The organism is Lentzea sp. HUAS TT2 (genome assembly GCF_051853195.1).
GTDB lineage: Bacteria > Actinomycetota > Actinomycetes > Mycobacteriales > Pseudonocardiaceae > Lentzea.
In genome coordinates this window covers 4,095,901-4,115,031 of the sequence record NZ_CP196667.1, presented here as the reverse complement: position 1 = coordinate 4,115,031, position 19,131 = coordinate 4,095,901, and the positions used below count along the sequence as shown (strand labels likewise).

Below are 19,131 nucleotides of genomic sequence, written 5' to 3'. Positions count from 1 at the left end.
TCATTCCTCGATCGGCTCCAGTTCCACGCGGTTGCTCAGTTCGCGCACGGCCTCTCCCCCGCCGCTGCCGAGGCCGTGCCGCGTCACGTTCACCGCGCCGGCGGCCGCACCGAGCTTCACCGCGTCCGTCAACGACATACCCAGCGCGAGGCCCGCTGAAATCCCCGCGGTCATGGAGTCACCCGCACCCCGCGTGTCGACGGGTTCGAGCCGTGGCATGCGCACGAGGTAAAGCTGATCTTCCAGCAGTGCCAACGCCGGTTCGTCAGCGCGGGACACCACCACGCCGTGCACGCACGAGGACGCGATCTCCCTGGCCTTCTGCACGAGCTTGGGCAGGTCCTCCTCGCCCAGTTCCTCGTGCGACACCTTGACCACGTGCGGGCCGCCGCGCACGGCCTCGGCGAGCCGGTCGCCCGCCAGGTCGACGATCACGCGGCAGCCGTTGCCGGTCAGGTCGGAGACGAGGCGGAAGTACGTGTCGTGGGGCAGCACGCGGTCGTCGGACGGTCCGCTGAGCACGGCCGTGCCCGCGCGGATGCCCTCCACCAGTGCCGACTCGTACACGTCGTCGAGCTCGTGCCGGGACAACGCGTCCGGGAGCATCTCGACCATCTCGTCACGGCTTCCGTCGCGGCGATCGTGCACGTAGGCGCCGTTGCGCGCGGCGACCTCCTGCGCGCGCACCTCGACGTGCTCGCCCTCCAACAAGGTGCGCAACACGCGGCCTGTCTCACCGCCGAACGTCGCGCACACCACGGCTTCGACACCTAACGCGGCGATCATTCTGGACTGCCAGAAACCCTGGCCGCCGGCGTGCAGGTGCACGTCCGGCTCGCCGTCGAGGTCCTCGACGGTGACGGTCAACTGAGGGGACGGGGCAAATACGGCAACTCGGGCATTCACGACACCCTGGTACCCGGTGCGGGCGAGTACTACGCGCCCGCACCGGATGAATCAGGGATCAGCAGGCGCCGCCGTCGCGCCAGACGCCCCACTGGCCGGTCGTGCCCGGCTCCTCACCGCGCGTCCACCACTGCGCGGTCCACTTCTTGCCGTTGTGCGAGACCACGTTGCCGCCGGTGTAGACCTTGTCGCGCTCCCACGCCGGCTGCGTGCAGGGGCCGGGGCCAGGGCCGCCGGTGTCCCACGGGACCTGGGTCGACTTGTAGAAGTCGATGCCCATGGTCGTCCAGCGCGGGCCCTGGTTGCCCAGGCGCACCTTGAACTGGTCCCAGTTGTGCGTCGACCACGGCGACCACGCCAGTTCGGCGATCGCGCCGAGCCGCGGGAACGCCATGAACTCGATGTCCTCGGCCGTCACCAGCGTCTCGCTCCACAGTGGAGCCTCGACGCCGCGGATCGCGGACTCCGGCACGCCGCTCAGGTGCGTCCCGGGGTTCCAGTCGTAGGCGGTCTGGACCTCGATCAGGCCCGCCCACGACAGACCCAAAGGCGTGCTGGCGTTGTACTTCATGTCCAGGTACGCCTTGTTCGCGGGCGACATGATGACCTTGTTGCCGCGCGCCGCCGCTGCCTGCACCACGGCGTTGGACGTCGAGGTGCCCCAGTACTGCGGGATCGTGGCGGTGTCGGTCGTGGTCTTCACGAACTCGTGCCAGCCGAGCGCGGTCTTGCCGTACTTCTTCACGATCGGCAGGGTGCGGTCCATGAACGTCTGGTAGTCGGCGTCGGGCGTGGAGTGCGCCTCGTCGCCGCCGATGTGGAAGTACGGGCCGGGGGTGAGCGCCGCGATCTCCCGGATCACGTCGTCCACGAACTGGTAGGTGATCTCCTTGTTGACGCACAGGGAGGAGTAGCCGACCTCGATGTCCGTGCGCAGCGGCGGAGCCTGGTTGTTGCAGTTGAGCTCCGCGTAGGACGCCAGTGCCGCGTTGGTGTGACCGGGCAGGTCGATCTCGGGGATCACGGTGATCTTGCGCGAGGCCGCGTACTGCACGATCTCGCTGTACTGCGCCTTGGTGTAGTAACCGCCGGGTCCGCCGCCGACCTGCGTGCTGCCGCCGTACGTGGCGAGGCGCGGCCAGCTGTCGATCACGATCCGCCAGCCCTGGTCGTCGCTCAGGTGCAGGTGGAAGTAGTTGATCTTGTAGAGCGCCAGCTGGTCGATGTAGCGCTTGACCGTCGAGACCGGGTGGAAGTGACGGGCCACGTCGAGCATCGCGCCGCGGTAGGAGAACCGCGGGTAGTCGACGATCAACACACCCGGCACGGTCCACGGACCTGCCTGCGCGGTCGTGCTCTCCACCTTGGCGGGCAACAGCTGCCGCAACGTCTGCACACCCGCGAACAGGCCCTCAGAGGTATTGGCGCGCAGGACGATGCTGTTCGCGGCGACGTCGAGCTGGTAGCCCTGCTCGCCCACCGTCCCCGGTGCGCCCGAGAGCAGCAGGGAGATGCCGTCGGACGGAGTCCCCGTCGTGTCGGACACCGGCAGGACGTAGCCGGTCGAGGGCCGCAGGAGTCCGGCCAGGAAGGTGCCGGCGTCCCGCGCGGCAGGGGCTGTGTAGATCTTCGTGGCGGCCGTCAGCGTGTGCGTGACACCACTGCGGGCCTGCACCGACACCGGTACGGGCACCAGGCTCTGCAGCGGTTCCGCGGCTTGCGACTGCGCGCTCACGGACAGCGCTGCGGTGACAGCGATGACCGCGGCGAGAACGCGAGTTCTCACGACTCCTCCTCACGAGTCGGGGGCGGCGACCCTGCACCCAGCCTGGTCAGACATCCCTTTTGTCGTCAATGGTCTGAGCCAATTTCCTCTGCGACAATCGGGGGATGGGGGATTTCCGAAGGATGATCGACGATGTCGTGCCGACGATCGAGGCGCTGATTCCAGCCGAACCGGCCGCGGTGCTCGGCACGTACGTCCGGCACCGCCGGCAGGACCACGCGAGCGTTTCCGTAGTGCGGCAGTCGTTGCACGACTTCCCCGGTCTGCCGGCGGAACGACTGCTCGGCGCGCTGGAACTGGCCGTCGCCCGGCTGGACCTGACCGCACCCGCCGAGCTGATCGCCGGTCTGGTGCCGATGCCGGACGGCAGCACGTTCTCGTACCTGTCGATGAGCGGGCAGAGCGCGATGACGACACCGGTGCAGATGGCCGACATCGTGCACAGAGGCGCCAGCGACCTGATCCTCCGGCACGTGCGCGCGATGCTCCCGGACCTCAGCGAGGTCACGGGTGACGAGGCCGCCATCGCCGCCCAACGCGGAGCCGCGCACCTGGCCGTCGCCGTGGTGGTGGCCAGGGCGGTCCTGAACGCGATCGGCACGCCCGCGGCGACCGAACCAGCTGCGGCCATCGGGATCGCGATCGGGGTGACCGCCGAGATCCTCCCGGACCTGCCGATGCCTCCCGCCTACGAACGGGCGTTGCTGGAGAAACGGCGCCGGGAGTTCATGGGCAGCTCGTGGTCCACTCAGGCGATGGTGTTCGGCCACGAGTTCGTGCTGGTCGAGGAACTGAGCGCGGCCCAGGCGGACTTCACGGCGACCGGTCTCGCAGGTGCGGTCGACACCGGGTTCGCCGTCCGCACCGGCATCGCGGAGGGCCAGGTCCCCGTGTCGGTGAACGTCCGGTTGGACGCGCCGGGTGCGCCGGAACCGGAGCAGTGGGACGAGATCGCGGAGATCAGCTACACCGCGGCGAAGGGTGCCGCGAAGTTCGGCCACGGCTCCACCGCGCCGTGGCCGGGAGAGTTCCGGGTCCGCGTCTGCGCGACCGGCCGGGACGAGGACGACGAGCGCTACGAGCTGACGATCTGGCCCGAGCCCGCGTCGGATCCGGTGCTGCACAAGAAGACCGACCGCGTCGGGCACCTGCTGCGCGGCGAACCGGCACCGCCGCCGATCTCCCGTCCCGAGCGGCCCTACCGGTGGCTCGTCGAGGTGCTCGGGGTGGCGGCGACGGTCACGATCATCGCGAACGCCGACGTGGACGACGTGGTGGACGAGTTCGAGGAGGACTCGATCGCCGTGGAGATCGACGGCGGCGTTCTCGTCGTGGAGCTGAACAACTGGCAGGGCTCTCGCGGTGAGGTGCTGGAACGCCTGTCGCGCAACGGGAAGGCCGCGAGCCACTACTGGAACGTCAACCGGCTCACGCGGTTGTCGTTCGCCCGCGATGGCCAGGTCCTCGACGCCCGCGAGCTGCTGAACCAGGCGCCGTTCGGTGACGACCCCGAGGTGCGGAAGGCGTTGGAGGGACTCAGCTTCACGGACTGGCGCCACCTCGACGCCAAGGGGATCACGGCGGTGACGAGGTTCACCGGTGCCGTGATCCCCGAGGACGACGTCCGCGCGGCGATCGACGAGCTGTTCAGTAGCTGGGAAGCGTGAGGCTGTTGACGACCGCGGCGAACTCCTCGGTGGGCGCGCCGCCGTTCGCCTGGTTCTTCAGCGCCATGTCCTGGTTCGCGACCACGTACGGCCGCAGGATCTCCTCGTAGCGCTGGAAAGCGGCCGACGGGTCCTTGGCCAGCTCACCGGCGAGCACGTACGCGCCGACGAGGGCCATGCTGGTGCCCTGCCCGGACAACGGCGAACCGCAGTAGCCGGCGTCACCGAGCAGCACGACGTTGCCGCGCGACCAGGAGTCCATCCGGATCTGGCTCATCGAGTCGAAGTGGAAGTCCGGCGCCTCCCACATGTGCTTGAGCGCGGTCGGCCACGCCCAGCCCGCGTCGGCGAACTTCTCGGCGATCAGGGCGCGCTGGGCGTCGATGTCGCGGTAGTCGAAGTCGGTCACGCCGTTGAATCCCATGTAGACACGGCATTCCGCGTTCGCGCGGGCGCTCATGATGCCGCCGCCGACGACCTCGCCCTGCTGGAACGTCTGCCAGTGGTCGAGGCCGAGGAAGTTCGGCGCGGTGAAGACGGCGAGGTTCATGCCGAGGTGGGAGATGAACTCCGACTCCGGCCCGAAGACGAGCTTGCGGACGTTGGAGTGCAGGCCGTCCGCGCCGACGACGACGTCGAAGTCGCGCGGCGCCGCCTTCTCGAACGTGACGCGGGTGCCGTCGATCGAGGTGATCGTGTCGTCGAACAGGTACTCGACGCCTTCCGCCGCGTCGAAGAGCATCCCGGCGAGGTCGTCGCGCAGCAGCTCGACGTCGGGGCTCGACAGGTCGCCGCCGCTGAAAGTGTGCGTGGTGGAGCGGAACAGCTCGTTGCCGTCGGCGTCGACCACGTTCATGCCGCGCATGTTGGTGCTGAACGACCGCAGCTGGTCGCCGAGGCCCATGCGCTCGATGACCTCGAGCGCCGGGCCGCGCACGTCGATGGCCTGGCCGCCGGGCCGCATGCCGCGCGCCCGCTCCACCACGGTGACGCTGAAGCCGTGGTGGCGCAGCCAGTGGGCGAGCGCGGGTCCGCCGATGCTGGCGCCGGAGATCAGGACGTTCTTCATGGTGTCGCCCCCTGTGAGTCGGTGTTGCCCACAAGGTGCCGGGAGGCGCTGACCGTCTGCTGACCATCGGCGGTCAGCGCCTGACAGCGGCTAGCGGGAGACGAGCCGGGCGGCCGACGTGCCGATGCCGGACGGTCCCTGGTGGAACACCACCGGGATCTCCCCCGCCTCGTCGTAGCGGCTGGTCTCCTCGTGCCAGTGGATGATCCCGACGATCCAGTCCTTCAGCTCGTCGGCGTACCGGGTCAGCCCGTCCCGCGCGCCGGCGTCCAGCGAGAGGTCGTCGAACATCTTCGGCATGTCGGTCTCGACGGACTTCACGAACTGGCCGAGGCGCGCGTCCATCAACGCGTAGGTGATCTCGAAAGCACGTTCCTGGGAGACCCCGAGGAAGTTCTCGACCACGCGGACCATGTTGTGCACTTCGCCCTCGTGCTGAATCTCCTTGAGGTACGAGAAGACGTCGTTCAGCATCGTGCAGTAATCCATGGCAGACCGTTCCATGGTCTGCACGACCCGCGTTCCCCACAGCTCCGCGGGAACGGTCGCGGAATGCGAGAAACGCGACAGCGACGTCGTCAGCTCGGAACCGAACGTGCTGCGCCGCATCTCCACGTAGTCGACGGGGTCGGGAATGCGGTTGAAGTGCATGTTGATCACTTCCCACACCCACGCGTCGAGCATCGCGTCGATGGTCTCCCGGAACGTGGCGCGGAAAGCCGGGTTCATCGGTCCCGCGGTCCGCTGCCAGAGGTCGGCCAGCGAGACCTCCATGGCGTTGGCCGGCACGACGGTCCGCACCAGGTCCAGCGGCATGCTGGCCTTGAGGCGGGCGGTCTGCGTCTTGAGCCCGAGGAGGTTGCGGGTCTGGCCGAACCAGAGCGGGTAGGCGTCGTCGGCGTAGGTGCCCCAGGTGAGCCAGCAGCCGGACAGGAACAGCTCCTGCGGCGTCGCGTCCGGGTCGATGCCCGCCGAGCACAGCGGGAAGTCGAAACCGCGGATCTTCCGCTCGTCCCAGATGCCCTCGCCGGTCATGCCGTTCTCGACGGCCCACGCGACGACCTGGTCCCTGGCCTGGTCCAGGTGCGGCGACAGGGTCAGCGTGAACGGCGTGGTGAACGCCGGCAGCGTGTACGGCTCGACGACCTTCGGCGTGCTGGAGAACTGCTTGATCCGCTGCGGCATCGTCCTGGCGTACGAGCCGAGGACGTTCGTGCCGGACTTGGCGCCCTTGTTCATGTACCGCGACGACCGCAGGTGCCACTCGTGGCCGCCCGCCTGCCAGTCCTGCAGGCCCTTCACGTAGCCCAGGACGGCCGCGCGCCCGATGGGGTCGATGGCGTGCTCGTCGAGCAGGATCGGCACCTCGGTGAGCGCTGTGTGCTCGAACTGGTGCAGCCGTGAGGTCAGCAGGTCGTTGACGGCCTCGGCGGCGTCCTGCGTCGGGAGGCCGAGGAACTTCTCGAACACCAGCACGCCGTTGGAGAGCTCGCCCTCGTCCAGCACCTCGCGTTCGTAGGAGAACAGGTCGTTGCGCAGGTGCACGGCGTCGCTGAACGTGTCGCGCAGGACCCCGATCGGCCTGGACAGGGCGATGGACGCCGGCACCTCGAGGCCGACGGCGTGCTCGACCAGGTTCGCGCTCCACGGCGCGCCACCGACCTTGCGGCGCATCTCGATGTACTCGATGGGGTTGCTCAGCCGGTTGGAGCTGATGTTGTGCAGCTCCCACATCGACTCGTCCAGCAGGTGCTCGGTGTTGGCGGCGAACCGTTCGCGCCAGTCGAGCGAGTGCGTGCCGACCGTGCGGCGCCAGAGGTCGGCGAGACCCTTCTCCACCGGGTTCGCCGGTTCCTCGGTGATCACGCCGTTGACCGGCATGAACAACGGCAGCCGGTCGAGGTACGCCTGCGCGCCCTTGATGTCCGGGTTGCGCTTGTAGAGCTCGACGAAGTGGTCGTCGAAGTAGAAGACCCAGACGTACCAGTCGGTGACGAGGTCGAGCGCGTCACCGTCGCAGTCGGGGTGGGTGTAGGCGCAGAGCAACGCGTAGTCGTGCGACTCGAGATCCTCGTCGGTCCAGATCACGGTGCCGTGCTGCGGCACGTCGATCATGTCCATCTCGTGCGCCCAGGCACGCGTGTGGACGCGGGCGCGTTCGAGGTTCGGGTTCAGCCTGGCCGGATGGGGCGTGTAGAACTCCGGCAGCTGGAACGGCTGCATGTGCGTTGGACCTCCGCGCGTTGGACCTTGTCGCGATGCACGCAACCAGCCCAGCGCGCGGGGACGCCAGATGGTGAAACGTTGATCTACACGTTCGTAGAACGGTGTCGCCCGTTCAGCCCAGCGGGTGTGAAGCGACGAGCACTCAGCGCACCAGTGACTGGGCGCTGAGCTTCACCGCGAACGGGAACTGCAGCTCGATGATCTCTTCGCCGTCGGACCACGCCTGTTCGACGTAGACGCCGTTCTCCAGGTGCAGGCACCGCAGCCACGGACTGTCGTAGTCGATCATCCAGTAGTTCTCGCAGCCGACTTCCTGGAACTTCGCCCGCTTCAGTTCGAGGTCCACGTGTCGCGTGCGCGGCGACAGGACCTCGACCGCCAGCACGGGCGGTCCGATGAGCGCCTGCTTCGAGAACTGCTCGCGGCGGCCCACCACCAGGTCGGGGATGAAGACCGTGTCGTCGGCGAGCACGACGTCGACCGGAGCGGGAAGGACCTCCAGCTCCGGTGGGCAGACAGCGGTCAGCGCCACCAGCAGTCGGGCGACCACCCGCTGGTGCACGGGGCGGGGTGAGGGGCTCATGACGAGCACCCCGTCGACGAGTTCGAAACGGTGCCCGTCATCAGGCATCGCCTCCAGGTCCGCCCACGTCAGCGGTCTGCCGTGGGGAAACGTAGGGACACCACCCATGGTGCGTTCCACCCCCGTGTCGAGGCCACTGTCCGCCGGACGGATCCCGGCGATGCCATTAGACAAGACTGGTCCGATTCTCACGACTCGCAAGCCCCTTTTGGCCGACCCCGCACCACTGCACGCACACACCTGCGTCAACACCGTCCCGCAGGGTGAGCAGCGACTGGTCCTGCCGTGGAAGGCACCACCCGGACGGAGCAGCATCATGGTTGCAAACGAACAAGTGACTAAATTTTGATCAATTTTCGGGCGATTTTTGATAACGCCCGCCGCCTCGCCAATTACTCGCGAATGCGACCCTAACGGAATCTTACGGGCGAGCCAAGCACTCGGTTGGAGCAATACCTCACACCAACCTCATGGCTGAAAGATCATATCGCCCTGCACTGGTTTCAGGCCGAATTCCGAGTAAACCGCACGGGCCGCCGCCTCCAGCTCGGAAGCGAGTCGAACGTCGCCGCACGCGTGATGCACGCGGGACAGTTCGAGCCGGGCCCTGGCCGCGCCCACGACGTCGAACGTCTCCTCGCAGATCGCCACCGCCTGGCCCAGCAACGTGCGCGCCCTCTCGTGCTCACCGCGTTCGAACTCGTTGTGCCCCAACGCGTACAGCACGAAGCTCTCCCCGCGACGGTCTCGTGCGGTGCGCGCCAGGTCCAGCGCCGCGGTCAGCGTGTCCACCGCCTCGTCGTGCCGTCCCTGCGCGGCCAGCAGCTTGCCCAGGCGGTAGTTGATCTGCGCCAGGACCCGTGCGGGGCCGTCGCACGCGGCCGCGGCGTTGAGGTGCCGCAGCGCACCGGAGGGGTCGCCGTCGTACAGGTCGATCTGGGCCAGGTTCTGCAGAACGGACGCCCTGCCGACCGGATCGGCGAACTGCTCGTACACGGCGAGCGCGCGCTGGTACCACTGGCGGGCGGCGACGAGGTCGCCGGACGAGCGGGCGACGATGCCGAGGTTGCGGTAGACGAGGCCGAGGCCGGCGAGGTCGCCGAGGTCCTCGAAGATCTCCAAGGCGTGCAACGTCATCTCGTGCGCGAGGTCGTAGCGGCACTGGCTGATGTGCAACGACGCGAGCGAGCAGTGCAGCGCGGCCGCACCGCGCCGGTTGCCCGCCTGCTCGCACGCCGCCAGCGCCACGTCGTGCGTGCGCTGCCAGCCCTCGTAGTCCGCGCGCGACTCGAACAGCGTCACCAGCCGGTGCGCCAGTTCCCAGGCCTGTTCGTCCGAACCGGCCTCCGCGGCCAGGCCGACGGCGTCACACAGGCTCTGGCGCTCGGAGTCGAGCCACGCCAGCGGATCCGTGCGGAGCAGGCGAGCGGGCCGCACGACCTCGCGGGCGGAACGGCCGCGCACGACAGCGAAATCCCCGCCGTACAACGCGGTGCGCGCCTGGTCCAGCAGATAGAGCCAGCCGCCGAGCACGCGCCGCAGCGCCTCGCCGGCACCGGACCTGCCCGCGAACTCCCGCACCAGACCGGGCACCGCGTACCCGGCCTCGCTGACCGAGACGAGGTGCGCCGACACCAGTTCGTCCACAGCGGACTGTCCGCGCACGTCACCGAAAGCCGCCACCGGGGCCCAGGGCGGCAACCGGTGCGCACCCGCGTCCGCGAGCATCCCCAGCAGCCGGCGGGCGTGCGGGCTCAGGTCTCCCGCGGTCTCCTCCAGCCTCGTCCGGACGGACAAACCGCCGTGCGCCAACACGTCCAGCCGCCCGCCCGGGTCGCGCAGGCGTTCGGCCAGCAGCGCGACCGGCCAGTGCGGACGGGCCGCGAGCGTGGCACCGGCGATCCGCACCGCGAGCGGCAGGCAGTCCGAGGCGGCCACCACCGCCTCCGCCTGCGCGCTCTCGGCGGCGAGCCGGGCACGGCCGATCTGGTTGCCCAGCAACGTCATCGCCTGCGCGGGCTCCAGCGGACCGACCTCGACGACGTGCGGCAGCTTCAATGTGTGCCGGGAGGTCACCAGCACCGCACAGCCAGGTGCGTGCGGCAGCAACGGCTTCACCTGCTCGGCGCACGTCGCGTCGTCGAGCACCAGCAGCAGCGACTGGCGCACCACAGCGTCTCGATAGGCGCTCAACCTGGCCGCGAAATCGCCTGGGGCGGGCAGGCCGAACGCGCCGAGGAACCGGCCGAGCACCTCGTACGGGGTGGTGCCGCGCAGCCGCACGAACAGCTGCCCGTCGGGGAAGTGGCCGTTCGCGACCCGGTGTGCGGTGTGCACGGCGAGCGTCGTCTTGCCGGTGCCGACCGGTCCGGTCAGCAGGACCACCTGCGGAAACGGGATGATCCGGTCCACCACGGACTGGACGAGCTCTTCCCGTCCCACGAAGTCGGAGACCGCGGCCGGCAGCTGGTGCGGGCGCGGGAACCGCGCGATCTGCACACTGCTCCCTCCGCCGGAGACCGTCAGGAGATTTCAGTCTCACACAGAATTCCCGCAGGTTCACGGGCCGTGTGACCGCGGTGGGGACGACGTGGGGACGGCCCTGTCCATCCTCGGTGGCACCACCACCGAGGGGAGCCGGGGATGCGCAGGACCAGGGACAGGATGCAGCAGTGGGTGGCGTTCGCCGTGCTGGCGGCGGCCGTCGTCACGCTGGTGGTGCTGGGGCTGACGCTCTAGCGAGGATCCGCTGCGCGACCGCGACGGCCCTGGGCTGGCGCAGGCGCTCGGCGGCCTGGACGGCCCGCTCTCCGTACCGGACGGCGGTCTCGCGGTCGCCGAGCGCCAGGTGCAGCCGGCACAGCTGGCCGAGCACGCGGTCTCCCGCCCACCTCCGCTGGGATCGCGCGACCGCCTCCAGGCACCACTCGCCGTACCGCACGGCGTCGGTCAGCCGTCCTTCGATCTCGGCGCGGATCGCCAGCACGAAGGAGTGGCCCAGTTCCGCGTAGTGGTCGCCCATCTCGGTCATGATCCGCAGGACCTCGTCGTCGTCGGTCACCCCCATGCCGGTCCGGTACAGCTCCGTCGCCGCCGTCGCCATCTCGAGGGCCTTGCCCGGCATGCCGAACTCGAGCGCGGTGTGCGCGAAGTCGGTCCGCAGGGTCGCCTCACCCCGCCAGTCCCCCACCTCCTGGTAGGCGACCAGGGAACGTTCCAGGTACGCGAGGCAGTCGTCGTCGTTGGCCAGGTGGTAGTGCACGAAGCTGATGTCCTGCAACGCCATCGCGGCGCGGTTCACGTCACCGTGGGCCTCCATCAACGACAGCGCCGCCTCGACGTGGGCCAGCGCCTGCTCGTTGTCGCCGCGCAGCGCGTACATGACGCCGACGTTGTGCAGCGCTCTCGCTTCACCGGTCGGAGCGCCGGCCTTCCGCATGAGCGCCAGGCCCTCGTTGAAGTACTGCTCCGCCTTGTCGAGGTCGTTGCGCTCGCGCGCGATGATCCCCAGCATGCCGAGGACCGACGCCTGCCCGCGCACGTCACCGATCTGGCGCATCAGGTCGAGCGCCTCGTACAGGTGCTTGAACGGCGTCTCGTCGTTGCGGCTCATGTACGCCGATCCGAGCCCCTTCAACGCTTCCGCGCGGGCCTTCAGATCACCGAGCTGGTGCGTCGCGGCCAGTGCGACGCTCTGCAGCTCGATCCGTTCACGTCCGTAACCGCGCAACAGGTAGTGCGCCAGGTGGTGCGGTAGCTGCCAGGCGTGCGCGTAGTGGCCGCGATAGGCCGCCAGGTACACGGCGGCCCTGAGGTTGCGGCGTTCGGTGTCGAGCCAGGCGACGGCCTGCCGAGGTGTCCCGAGCTGCGGCGGGTCGAACGGCAGGTACCGCACCGCGGTGGTGATCTGCGGGCTCCCCGGAGCCATCGTGATCTCCGCGGTGGAGGCGACGTTCAGGTAGTAGTCGAGGATGCGCAGCACCGCCTCCTCTGCCTCCTCTGGCTCGACGCAGGCCTTCGCGTGTTCTGCCAGCAGGTCGTGGAACCGGTAGCGGCCGTCTTCCCGCTGCTGCACCAGATGCACGTCGAGCAGCTCGTCGAGCAGCCGTTCGGCCTCCGCACGCGTCGAGCCGATCACCGCCGCGGCCAGGTAGGCGTCCCAGTCCTCGCCCGTGTGCAGGCCCAGGCGGCGGAACAGGCGTTGCTGATCGGGCGTGAGTTGCTGGTAGGACAACGAGAACGCGTCCGCGACGCTGCGTTCGCCCGCGGTCAGCTCGCTCAGTCTCTGCTCGGTGAGGCGGCGCGTCAGGTCGCGGGCGGACCACGCCGGTCTGGTGCGCCAGCGGGCGCCGACGACGCGCACGGCCAGTGGCAGGTAGCCGCAGAGCCGGACGATCTCGCGGGCGGAGTCCGGGTCCTGGTCCAGTCTCCGTTGTCCCGCGATGCTCGCGAGCAGGTTCAGCGAGTCCTGCTCGGACAGCACGTCCAGCGAGATCGTGTGGGCCGCGTCCAGGTCGACCAGCCGGCGCCTGCTGGTGACCAGCACCAGGCCGGTGCCGGGCAACAACGGCCGGACCTGGGCGGCGCTGCCCGCGTTGTCGAGCACCACGAGTGCCTTGCGGTGCGCCATTTCCGCCCGCCACCGGGCCGCGCGGGCGTCCAGGCCGTCCGGGACGTCCTGTGCGGGCACGCCGAGTGCGGTCAGCAACGCCAGCAGCGCGTCGGACGGGGTGCGCGGTTCGACGCCCGCGGTGTAGGAGTGCAGGTCGACGAAGAGCTGCGCGTCCGGGAAGCGGGCGGCCAGCCGGTGTGCGGCGCGGACCGCGATCGTGGTCTTGCCGATGCCCGCCATGCCGTCGATCGCGGTGATCGCGACGCAGCCGGACGGCACGGCGGCCAGGATCTCGTCCAGGTCGGAGGCGCGGCCCGCGAAGTCGGCGATGTCGCCGGGCAGGTCGTTGCGGGCGCGCGGCCGGTTGTCGGCCGTGAGCACCTGCTGGTGGGCCTTCTGCAGGTCCCTGCCGGGATCGAGGCCCAGCTCCTCGGCGAGTCTGCCGCGGACCTCGTCGTAGGCCTGCAACGCCTCGGTCTGCCGGTCGCAGCGGTGCAGCGCCACGACCAGCTGCGCCCACATCCGTTCCCTGGTCGGGTGCTGCCGGGTGAGCGAACGCAGCTCGGGCACCAGCCGTTCGTGCTCGCCGGCACGCAGATCCTCCTCGATCCGCGCCTCCAGCGTCGCGAGGTACTTCTCGGTCAGCGCGGGCACGTGGTCGCGCTCGAGAGCGTCGCTGCCGATGTCCGCGAACGGGCGGCCGCGCCAGAGCGCCAGCGCCTCCCGCGGCTCCAGCCGGTCGAACCGGTGGACGTCGACCTCGTCGGGCCGCACGTCCAGCAGGTAGCCGCCCGGTTTGGTCTCCACCAGCGACGGGAGCACCTCGCGCAGGCGCCCGACCGTGGTCTGCAGCGCGTTGCGCGAGCCGCCGACCAGCTCGACCAGCTCGTCGACACCGACCACCTGGCCAGGACGCAGCAACAGGGCGGCGAGCACCACGCGCCGCTTGCCGGGCGGGATGTGGACGCGGCGCCCGTCGAGCACCACGTCCAGCGGCCCGAGCAGGCCGAACGACCTCACTTCCACTGACCCCAGTGCACGACCTCGTCGAACGCCTTGCGCTTGCGCCTGAGAGGCGAGGCGCCCTCGGAGATGCCCTCCTCCGCCGAGTGCCCGATCGCGATGATGCCGATCGGCACGTACGTGTCCGGCACGCCGAACGCCGCACGCAGCTCCGGCCACGTCTCCTTGTCCGTGCCGAAGAACACCGCGCCCAGGCCCTCGTCCACAGCGGTCTGCAGGATCAGCAGCGCGGCCATGCCGGTGTCGATGTCCCAGTAGGGCACGGGCCAGCGTTCCTCGGTGAGGCCGATCTCGATCTTGTCGGGCTGCGCGTACCGGTCGAGGTAGACCTGCTTGGACGCGAACGGGATGACGACGACCGGCGCCGTCTTAGTCTCTTCCCCGCTCCACCACTCGAACATCTCGCTGAGCCGCTTCAGCTGCTCGCCCTGCAGCACGAGGAAGCCCTGACCCTGCGAGAACCCGGCGGACGGGCCGCGCACGGCGTTGCGCATGATCCGCTGCAGGCTCTCGTCGCTGACCGGTTCCCCGGTGAACTTGCGCACCATCCGCCTGCGCCGGACGACGTCCTGGAACTCCACCCCGTACCTCCCCAGATAGGTCTCCCGACCGTATCAGCGTCGGGGAGGACCCACTCAGAGGCGGCGCAGCCCCGCCAGCACGCGCTCCAGCAGCATCCCGTCCGGCCGGTCGCCGCCGTACGACGACGCCGTGCGGTGCACGTCGATCAGCCCGTGCCCTGCCATGTCGCCGAGCAGGACCTTCGTGACGCCCAGCGGCAACCCGCGCAGGGCGGCGATCTCCGCCACCGAGCGGGGCTGCGCGCACAGGGCCAGCACGTCCTGGTGCTCCGGGCGCACCGCGGTGGCCGAGAACTCGTTGACCGACACCAGGGTCTCGATCTCCAGGTGCACGTCGGACGTCGTGCGCCCACCGGTCCACGCGTAGGCGCGCACGATCGACGACGACGCGTCGATGCCCGACTCGACCGACGGCAGCGGCGGGACCGGTTCGAACGGCAGCGTGGCGTACGGGTCCGGCTCCCGGATGGGTTCGGGGGAACGCTCGGGCTTCTTCTTCCCCCGCTTGCGGATCCGTTCGCTGTCGAAGCTGAAACCGCTGATCAGGTCACCGAAGTTGACCTGATCGTCAGGCTCTCTGCTCATGCCAGCTCTGCCCGCAGCTCCGGCGTGAGCAGCTGGCCCACCTGCCGCACGACCACGGTCATCTCGTACGCGATCTGGGCGACGTCCGCGGCGGACGACGCCAGCACGGCGAGGACGGAGCCGTCGCTGATCGAGGACAGCAGCATCACGCCCCTGTCCATCTGCACGACCGTGCGGACCACGGACTCGCCCGCGAAGTACTTCGACACCGAGTCCGCGAGAGAGACCACACCGGCCACGATCGCCGCGAACTGCGGCGCGACGTGCGCCGGCAGCTTCGACGACGAGATCAACACCAGCCCGTCCGCGGAGATCACCACGGCGTGCTCGATGCCGGGCGTGCGTTCGGCGAAGTTGGTGACCAGCCAGCCGAACTGGTCCACCTGCGTGCTCATCGACTCTCCTGGTGGTCGGGAAGGCCGCGCTGCACACCACGCTGGAAGGCGTCGAGGAAGCCCCGGGCCGATTCCGGCGTCTGACGTGCGGTTGCGGGGGGAGGCGGCGGTGCGGCGGCCGGCTTCGTCTGCTGGAACCACGATGCCTGCTGTCGTTCGATCGTCTCCCCTCGGAAAGACTCCCAGGACTCTTCGCGTCGTGGTGCCAGTTCTGCCGGAACCAACACGATCGCGCGAGTCCCCGTGCCTTGTTTGGCGTCCAGACGTACCACGATCTGGTGGCGTGCGGCGAGCCTGCCCACGACGAAGAGTCCCATTTCGCGGAAGACCTGCACCTCCACGCCCTCCCCCGCGACCTCGAGGCGGTGGTTCGCGGCCGCGAGCGCCTCGGGGTCGATGCCGATGCCGTGGTCGACCACGTCGATCTGCACGATGTCGCCGGCCTCGATCGACGCGCTGATCGACACCTGGGTGTGCGGCGGGGAGAACGCCGTCGCGTTGTCCAGGAGCTCGGCGAGCAGGCGGACCAGGTCGCTGGCCACGTAGCCGACGACCTCGGCGTTCGGCGCGGTGTGCACCATGACCCGCTGGTACTGCTCGATCTCCGCGGCCGCCGCGCGCAGCACGTCGGTGAGCGGGATCGGCTTGTGGAACCGCCGTGCCACGTCGCCGCCGGAGAGCACCATCAGGTTCTCGTTGTTGCGGCGCATCCGGGTGGCGAGGTGGTCGAGCTTGAAGAGGTTCGCGAGCTGGTCCGGGTCCTCCTCGTACTTCTCCAGCTCCTCCATCAGCTTGAGCTGGCGTTCGACGAGGCTCTGGCTGCGGCGCGAGAGGTTGACGAAGATGTTGCGCATGTTCGCGCGCATGCCGGCCTGTTCGATGACCGACTTCACGGCCTGCTGGTGCACCTCGTCGAAGGCGCGCGCCACCTGGCCGAACTCCTCGGTCGTGCTCACCGGCACGCGTTCGATCTCGGTGCTGCCGCGGCCGGTCGCGACCATCTCGGGCAGCTTCTCCCAGGCCACGTCGAGCGCGGAGCGGCGCAGCGCGTTCAGCGAACGCAGCAGGTAGCGGCCGACGACGAACCCGACGGTGGCGGCCAGGATCAGGCTGGCGAACAGGATCGCGGACGCCGTTCCGGCAGCGTCGCTGGACTCGTCGCGCAGGCGGTTCGCGGTGTTCCGCAGGTCGTCCTGCAGACCCGTGACCACGCTGTCCATCGCCGAGACGACGGCACCGGTGGCGTTGGTCCAGTCCTGCTTCGCGATCGGCAACGGCTTGGGCCGGTTGGGCCCGGCGGGAGGCACGTCCGAGGTCGGGTGCAGCACGGCGGCGGCCAGCATCGTGCGCTGGGCCTCGGTGTCCGGGCCGCTGAAGTTCTTGCCGTAGACCTTCATCTGGTCGGGCGTCGCGAGGGCCGCGAACTCGTCCGCGATGTAGCCGAGCTTGACGTTCGACTCGACCAGCGCGCGGACCTCGGCGTTGGTGAGCTGGCCGCGGGTGAGCCCGGACAGCACGACGGCCTGCTGGAAGAGCACCTGGTCGCGGACGTGCACCACGTGGTGCAGGCCCATCGCGGTGCGCAGCAGGGCGGCGTCGCCGAACTCGCTGGCCATCACCTCGTCGACGTCGAGCAGCGCGTCGGTGAGCTCGGTGTAGATCTTGATCACCGCGGGGATGTCGTTGCTGCTGCGGTCGCGCAACACCGTCAGGTCGCCGATGCGGTTCTGGACGTCGCTGAGTCGGGCGGTCACGACCTCGCTGACAGAGGTCCTGCCGATCTGGTCGCGCAGCACCGCGCGGGCGTCGTCGGTGCGCTTGCTCTGCTCGGAGAGGAGCTCCGGGCCGACGCCCTCGGCGACGATCCGCCGCTCCGCCTGCACCCCCTCGATCACGGGGATCAGGGCGGCACGGACCTTCACCAGTCGCTGGAGCGCCGCGTAGGACTCGGCGCGGTCGATCTGGGAGTTGATCTGCAACAGGCCGGAGCCCACCGCGATGGTGACCGGAACGATCAACACCGCGGCGAGCTTCACCGGCAGGCGCCAGTTGCGCCAGTTGACGAGCGCGTTGAACATCAGACGAAGAGCTTGGCCGCGTTCAGGAAGAGCCGGTACAGGCCGTACGCGAGCGGCAAGCCCACCCACAGCCACGCACCGACGAGCAGCAGTGTGCTCGAACGGTTCTCCAGGGGTGAGCTCACTTCTTCACCACACCTTCCGCGTCTTCCTTGTCAGCAGCCGTCTCTGCGACGTCCGCGGCCTCGGCCTCGTTCCACTTGGCGACCGTGGCCTCGTCATCGCCCTGGGGCGAGGGCTTCTCGATCTCGCCGGCGGCCTTGGGCTCGTGGAACTTCGGGTTGACCGGGCGGATCAACTCGTTCGCGACGAAACCGACGACCAGCAGCGAGATCATGATGTAGAACGACGTCGCGTACAAGTCAGGACCGACGTGGCCCGCCTTCTTGCCCGCGTCCGCGATGGCGTTGACGATCAGCGGCCCGAGCACGCCGGCGACCGACCACGCGGTCAGCAGGCGACCGTGGATCGCGCCGACCTGGTAGGTGCCGAACAGGTCGCGCAGGTACGCCGGGACGGTCGCGAAGCCCGCGCCGTAGAACGACAGGATCACCATCGCCGCGACCACGAACAGCGGCACGCTGGACGAGCCCATGGTCAGCAGCAGCAGGTACAGCAGTGCGCCCGCGCCCAGGTAGAGGCGGTAGATGTTCTTGCGCCCCACCAGGTCCGAGGTGGACGACCAGACGATGCGGCCCGCCATGTTCGCGGCCGACAGCAACGCCACGAAACCGGTGGCCGCCGCCGTCGCGACCGGCGTCGACGACTCCTTGAAGAAGTCGACCAGCATGGGCGCGGCCTTCTCCAGGATGCCGATGCCCGCGGTGACGTTGAAGCACAGCACGACCCAGAGCAGCCAGAACTGCGGCGTCTTGATCGCGTTGTTCGCGGAGACGTTGTGCGCGACCGTGGCCTTCGGCTTGTCCTTGAGCAGCGCCTCCTTCTCCGCCGTGAACTCCTTGGAGGGCAGGCGGATCAGCAGCACGCCGAGGCTCATGAAGACCGCGTAGGCGATGCCGTGCACGAGGAAGGCCTTGCCGATGCCCGACGTCGAGGTGGCACCGAACGCGGTCAGCATGGAGGTCGACCACGGTGACGCGATCAACGCTCCGCCGCCGAAGCCCATGATCGCGATGCCGGTCGCCATGCCGGGACGGTCGGGGAACCACTTGATCAGCGTGGAGACCGGCGAGATGTAGCCGATGCCGAGACCGATGCCGCCGATGAGGCCGTAGCCCACGACGACGACCCAGTACTGACCCGCCCACACGCCGACCGCCGAGATCAGCAGACCGGAGCAGAAGGCGATCAGCGACATCAGCATGGCCCAGCGCGGGCCCCTGCGCTCGACCGTCGTGCCGAGCACGGCCGCGGAGAGCCCGAGCATCACGATGCCGAGCTGGAACGGCAGTGCGGACTGCGTTCCGGTGATGCCGAGAGATTTCTCCAGCGGCGTCTTGAAGACGCTCCAGGCGTAGGCCTGACCAATGGAGAGATGAATCGCCAGTGCTGCGGGCGGAACGAGCCAGCGGTTCCATCCGGGAGGCGCGACTTGGCGTTCGCGCGCTAAGAACCCCACTTTATCCCCAACCGTCACCAATAACGCGGACCGATCGATCC

The 19,131-nt window shown here is 69.2% G+C and carries 13 protein-coding genes and 1 pseudogene; 1 reads left to right on the top strand and 13 read right to left on the bottom strand.

All coding sequences use genetic code 11. From position 1 onward, the window contains the following. A complete protein-coding gene (locus tag ACSHWB_RS20665) occupies window positions 1–867 on the bottom strand; it encodes a 1-phosphofructokinase family hexose kinase (RefSeq protein ID WP_439663638.1) in 867 nt (288 codons plus the stop codon). Between the two features lie 97 nt (window positions 868–964). Next, on the bottom strand, window positions 965–2,692 hold the full coding sequence (locus ACSHWB_RS20660) for a family 20 glycosylhydrolase (RefSeq protein ID WP_439663637.1): 1,728 nt from the start codon (window positions 2,690–2,692) through the stop codon (window positions 965–967). 122 nt (window positions 2,693–2,814) lie between these two features. Between ACSHWB_RS20660 and ACSHWB_RS20655 the strand changes: the two genes are divergently transcribed. After that, the gene (locus tag ACSHWB_RS20655) at window positions 2,815–4,359 is read left to right on the top strand and encodes a DUF6461 domain-containing protein (RefSeq protein WP_439663636.1); all 1,545 of its coding nucleotides are present in this window, start codon (window positions 2,815–2,817) and stop codon (window positions 4,357–4,359) included. Here ACSHWB_RS20655 and ACSHWB_RS20650 read toward each other — a convergent pair. The 11 genes and pseudogenes from ACSHWB_RS20650 to ACSHWB_RS20600 all read right to left on the bottom strand — a co-directional run. Continuing rightward, window positions 4,340–5,428, bottom strand: a complete 1,089-nt coding sequence (locus ACSHWB_RS20650; protein ID WP_439663635.1) for an FAD-dependent monooxygenase — start codon at window positions 5,426–5,428, stop codon at window positions 4,340–4,342. The two genes, ACSHWB_RS20655 and ACSHWB_RS20650, sit on opposite strands and share 20 nt — an antisense overlap. 90 nt (window positions 5,429–5,518) lie before the next feature. Then, window positions 5,519–7,651 carry a terpene synthase family protein gene (locus tag ACSHWB_RS20645; RefSeq protein WP_439663634.1) on the bottom strand — a complete coding sequence of 711 codons (2,133 nt, stop codon included), beginning with the start codon at window positions 7,649–7,651 and terminating at the stop codon, window positions 5,519–5,521. Window positions 7,652–7,796: 145 nt separating this feature from the next. After that, window positions 7,797–8,345 (bottom strand): Uma2 family endonuclease, encoded by a 549-nt coding sequence (locus ACSHWB_RS20640; RefSeq protein WP_439663633.1) that lies wholly within the window; start codon window positions 8,343–8,345, stop codon window positions 7,797–7,799. A 360-nt stretch (window positions 8,346–8,705) separates the two neighbouring features. Further along, on the bottom strand, window positions 8,706–10,736 hold the full coding sequence (locus ACSHWB_RS20635) for a tetratricopeptide repeat protein (RefSeq protein WP_439663632.1): 2,031 nt from the start codon (window positions 10,734–10,736) through the stop codon (window positions 8,706–8,708). A 208-nt stretch (window positions 10,737–10,944) separates the two neighbouring features. After that, window positions 10,945–13,875, bottom strand: coding sequence for a BTAD domain-containing putative transcriptional regulator (locus ACSHWB_RS20630; RefSeq protein ID WP_439663631.1), 2,931 nt, complete (start codon window positions 13,873–13,875; stop codon window positions 10,945–10,947). Next, on the bottom strand, window positions 13,866–14,453 hold the full coding sequence (locus ACSHWB_RS20625) for a nitroreductase family protein (protein WP_439663630.1): 588 nt from the start codon (window positions 14,451–14,453) through the stop codon (window positions 13,866–13,868). The genes ACSHWB_RS20630 and ACSHWB_RS20625 overlap by 10 nt, the downstream gene beginning before the upstream one ends. A gap of 54 nt (window positions 14,454–14,507) precedes the next feature. Continuing rightward, window positions 14,508–15,038: a DUF742 domain-containing protein gene (locus ACSHWB_RS20620; RefSeq protein WP_439663629.1), complete on the bottom strand. Its 531-nt coding sequence runs from the start codon at window positions 15,036–15,038 to the stop codon at window positions 14,508–14,510. Next, window positions 15,035–15,433 (bottom strand): roadblock/LC7 domain-containing protein, encoded by a 399-nt coding sequence (locus tag ACSHWB_RS20615; RefSeq protein ID WP_439663628.1) that lies wholly within the window; start codon window positions 15,431–15,433, stop codon window positions 15,035–15,037. Before ACSHWB_RS20615 ends, ACSHWB_RS20620 begins: the two co-directional genes overlap by 4 nt. Then, entirely contained in the window at window positions 15,430–17,511 is a 2,082-nt protein-coding gene (locus ACSHWB_RS20610) for a sensor histidine kinase (RefSeq protein WP_439663627.1), read from the bottom strand. The genes ACSHWB_RS20615 and ACSHWB_RS20610 overlap by 4 nt, the downstream gene beginning before the upstream one ends. Then, window positions 17,511–17,636, bottom strand: coding sequence for an MFS transporter small subunit (locus tag ACSHWB_RS20605; protein WP_275676943.1), 126 nt, complete (start codon window positions 17,634–17,636; stop codon window positions 17,511–17,513). The genes ACSHWB_RS20610 and ACSHWB_RS20605 overlap by 1 nt, the downstream gene beginning before the upstream one ends. 128 nt (window positions 17,637–17,764) lie before the next feature. Further along, window positions 17,765–19,090, bottom strand: a pseudogene (locus ACSHWB_RS20600) (OFA family MFS transporter); the annotation flags it as partial. Between the last annotated feature and the right edge of the window lie 41 nt (window positions 19,091–19,131).